Origin of the sequence: Paenibacillus sp. E194, from assembly GCF_000935845.1 — a bacterium.
Classification (GTDB): domain Bacteria; phylum Bacillota; class Bacilli; order Paenibacillales; family Paenibacillaceae; genus Paenibacillus_B; species Paenibacillus_B alvei_B.
In genome coordinates this window covers 1-3951 of the sequence record NZ_JMDX01000378.1, presented here as the reverse complement: position 1 = coordinate 3951, position 3951 = coordinate 1, and the positions used below count along the sequence as shown (strand labels likewise).

General features: G+C 43.2%; 5 protein-coding genes. 1 reads left to right on the top strand and 4 read right to left on the bottom strand.

The annotated features are described in order from the left end of the window. Both AZ66_RS27705 and AZ66_RS27700 read right to left on the bottom strand, forming a co-directional pair. Positions 1-289 (bottom strand): antibiotic biosynthesis monooxygenase family protein (locus tag AZ66_RS27705; RefSeq protein WP_044357861.1); only part of this gene is annotated, 289 nt, incomplete at its 3' end. 25 nt (positions 290-314) lie between these two features. Beyond that, complete coding sequence (locus AZ66_RS27700) at positions 315-1040, bottom strand: GNAT family N-acetyltransferase (RefSeq protein ID WP_231587078.1); 726 nt, start codon at positions 1038-1040, stop codon at positions 315-317. 227 nt (positions 1041-1267) lie between these two features. Here AZ66_RS27700 and AZ66_RS27695 point away from each other — a divergent pair, with 227 nt between their 5' ends. After that, positions 1268-2062, top strand: coding sequence for a CPBP family intramembrane glutamic endopeptidase (locus AZ66_RS27695; RefSeq protein ID WP_052648910.1), 795 nt, complete (start codon positions 1268-1270; stop codon positions 2060-2062). A 671-nt stretch (positions 2063-2733) separates the two neighbouring features. On the opposite strand, the gene AZ66_RS27690 is transcribed toward AZ66_RS27695, so the two are convergent. Then, positions 2734-2913, bottom strand: a complete 180-nt coding sequence (locus AZ66_RS27690) for a hypothetical protein (RefSeq protein WP_044357860.1) — start codon at positions 2911-2913, stop codon at positions 2734-2736. A gap of 54 nt (positions 2914-2967) precedes the next feature. Next, a complete protein-coding gene (locus AZ66_RS27685) occupies positions 2968-3516 on the bottom strand; it encodes a histidine phosphatase family protein (protein WP_044357859.1) in 549 nt (182 codons plus the stop codon). Positions 3517-3951 lie beyond the last annotated feature (435 nt).

Here is a 3951-nt window from a genome sequence, read left to right as displayed (position 1 = left end):
GCTCGATCTTCTCGTAATGCTCGACTACCGGGAATGGATCATAATAGTGATGCAAGAGTGCCTTCCAATCCTGATATTCTTCAGAGCCTCTAAACCCGATTGTATGATCCTCCAGCGTCTCCCATCTGACTAGCAATATATATTTACTCTCTTGCTCCATACACTTCTGCAGCTCATGATCGATGTAGCCCTTCATACGAGATATGATCTTGGAAGCCTGTTTAAAGCTTTGCTCAAACGCCGAGTCTTGCCCCGGAATGATATGTAATGCGGCCACTTCGAGAATCATATTGATTCCACCTTCTCGCTTTGAGTTATGCAATGGAATACTTCAGCGAGACCACCGTTGCTTGCTGCACGCATCCATTGGCTTCCATAATCTTTCGCATCGGAGCATTTTCGATTTCCGTTGCCCCGAGATACGATTTTGCTTGAAAGTCATGCTGCAAACGATACAGCCCGATTGTATGTAACCCTCTCCCCAATCCCTTCCCTTTATACGCAGGATGAATGCCTATCCAAAATAGGCGACCTTCTTGATTTGTATCTGGTTCGATATGAGGAAACACGACGCCTACGGGCTCGTTATTGAACATGTAAACGGTATACATGTTATCTACTTGAGATGGCAATTCAATCTTCATGGTATCAAGGAATTTCGATGCATCATGCCTATTCGTATTCATGACTTCCGCTAGAAAAGCGATAGCCTTTGGTTCATTTACGGGCCAAATTTCATAGGCGGGAACAGATATGCCTAACTGTTCTCTAAGTTCCCTGGTATATATCGCTCGTTCACCAACGATGCTCATTTTTTGCTGCACGACGGGCAGCTCATGTAATAGAGTGTGAGAACACTCAAGCAATATGGATTGCAGTTTATTCCTTGTCATGCTAGACAGAAGATCACTGATTAAAGCATCGATTTTTGCTGCATCGTGTGTATTGTTTAATATTTCCAGAACGACAGCAGCATCGCTTTTCAAATGATGTATACCAACCGCTTTTAGCTGTTTCAATAATTCATTGATTTCAGTCATTTCATTTCTACCTTTCTTTTCTTGATGAGAGGATCCCCGCTTACCAACTTCCTTATTCTATCTTCTTTCATTCGATCATTATTCTGAAACTCCTTCTGCGCACACTTTCAGACAGAGCTTGAAATATGGATAGATATTCATATACTTGATTAGGTGCGCAAATTTTTCCTGCTCTAACTAAAACAATTGATTTCGGGCAAGTCGAATGATGATAACGGAGGGATGATGTGTTACCTACCCAAACAAAAGGCAAAAAGACATACGTAAAGTTTGTTCTCTTCACCTATATGCTGATGGCGCTTGCAGGCGGACTCGCAATTGCTTTCGGTTACTTGGGGTTCACGACCAAAACTGCTTCGTGGATGTATCTATTTATTCTTATCGGAGGATGGTCTCCTACGATCGTATCGTATTATGTTTTAAAACGGGACGGGCAAGTCACTTCCTTTAGAGAATGGCTGCGCAATCTTTTTGACGTTAAGCATAGTCTAAAGTTGTATTTCCTGCTGCCATTATTTTTGCTACTCCATTTCGGTATTCGAGGATTTCTTTCAGATGTTGATATCGTGATGCCTTGGTATTATGTCATGCTTTTGATACCTGCTATGGTGATTGGAGGCGGCTTGGAGGAGGCTGGGTGGAGATATATTTTGCAGCCCGCACTCGAGAAGAGGATGTCCTTTATTCCTGCAACGCTTGTAACCAGTGTGATCTGGGCGGTATGGCATTTGCCACTCTTTTTTATCGTAGGGACAGGACAATACGGAAAAAGTTTTCTTGTATTTACTTTTCAAATCATCGGGTTAAGCTTCGCATTGGCATGCATTCGAAAAATTAGCAACAGTGTCTGGCTCTGTGTATTATTCCATAGCTGTTCCAACGCCTTAGCGAATGTATTTATCGTGAAGTCATCCGTTATGGCAGCAATCATCACTGCTGTTGTAATGGCCGTTGTTTCGATATTGATCGTCAGGTTGGATAACAACAAAAAATCAAATTTTCAACATGCGCGATTCCTATAATTGCAAATTAGTAAAATCAAAAAGGACTATCCCTCAAGCGTTAGGAGTACGAATCCCGCTTCTGTGGATAGTCCTTATTTTATTGACTAGTATGAAAACAACCCTCATCCAACTCATACCCTTAACATTTTGAATCACAATGACCTTGCACAGGAAGGTTTTTCGTACGCATCGATAACGCTTTATGATCAAGCGAGTAGCTAATAAAGGCGAGAAGTGAGGCAGCGATTGCAACAATTCCGCCAACTCATGAGACATCGATAAGCTTCATGTTCGTCGAAACGAAGCCCCCTAATGCCGATCCGATTGCGATCCCGACATTCACGGTACGGGAGCTAACGATGATGCGAAATCTTTAGCAGACGCAAATTGTTGATTCGCCAGATCAATAAAGTACAGCTGGATCGTTGAGGTCATGGTGTACATGGCTAATCCAATGAATGAGATACTAATCAGTCCCGGAATCAGCGATTGGGAGCTGCTTACATGATAAAACCCAAGCATTTAAAATCTTGCAGACTGCGCAACGCTTGGGTTCGATTACATGCTTAATAAAGTTCTTGATCACGTTCTAGATTACGTCCTTGATTATGTTCTTGATCACGTTTTGATGCTTATTATTCAGTTTACAGACGCATCAATTGTTAGAGCCTCTTGAAGCACGAGCAAGGCTAATTCATGCTCCTGAATGACAAAGGGAACTTCGGTCGGCTCCACCCAGATTCGTGTTGTCGTTTCATTCTCTCTAGAGAACGGATGAACTTCGTAATATCCGGTGCTTCTTCAAAAGGAATCCACGTCAGCTTCATATGATGTCCGTTCCAATCGACATAAACGGTTGTTCTCAACATCGCTTCCTCCCCCAAGTGACGGCAGCCCTTAACAGGTATGGGCTGCGCGTACATTTATATTTGCACCTTCCGCTTAGCCTGAAACGGATACATCTTGTACTCGCCATTACCAGATGAATATTTCAAGATGTTCCAATCATCAGGCACCCCATTGTAATACGCGCCAATGCATCCAGTCGTACAGCGATGACCAGCAATTAAAATATTCATTTCTTGGAGACTTTCGTCCTCCATCAGCTCATTCATGAATGCAAATACCCTCTTCGCATAACTGCGTGGTTCTTCGACTCCTCCATAGACTTTGGGATCAGGAATCCCCCCTAGCAGCTTTACCTCATTCTTCAGCAGACCATCAGCTTCTCCTAAATCATATACATCCAGTCTTGAATCAATTGTGGGATTTATCCCTGTCGCAATCTCTGCGGTCTGCACAGCCCTCACTTGCGGCGAGGAGAATACGTAATCAAATGTAATCGGTTGAAGACTGTCTCGCAGCTCTTCCGCTTGCCTCACCCCAATGTCATTTAACGGGAGACCCATTCTCCCCTGAATTCTTCCTTGTTTATTAAAATCCGTTTGACCATGCCGAACTACGTAAATCATTCTACCCCCTCCTTTATGCATACCCATCCCACAGATTCGTCATAATTCACATCCGCATACCAATAAATAAATCATTTCTACAGAGACTGACTCCCCTGTTAACTCTTATCAGGTTCAATCCTAATCATTGACAAGTTCTGCAATATCTAACCGGACTGCACCTGCTATCAACGATTCGCTCGAATTTGCTTTATCGCAGCTTCAATACTCCTGCATCCTGTTCATTCCACACCCCGAATGCCTACAGAGAGGTTATCATCCCAAAACATTGGGAGCCTCTCCTTCAACCCTTCTGATAGCGGCAAATTCGGCAGTTCATCCCTGTCCACCCAATATATAGGACCTTCCTCCGTTCGCTCTATCAGTTGTCCTTCATACACACTCGTCCGATAGCTGAAAGACGAAAGTATTTATCGCCTGTTTCATTGTTGTACC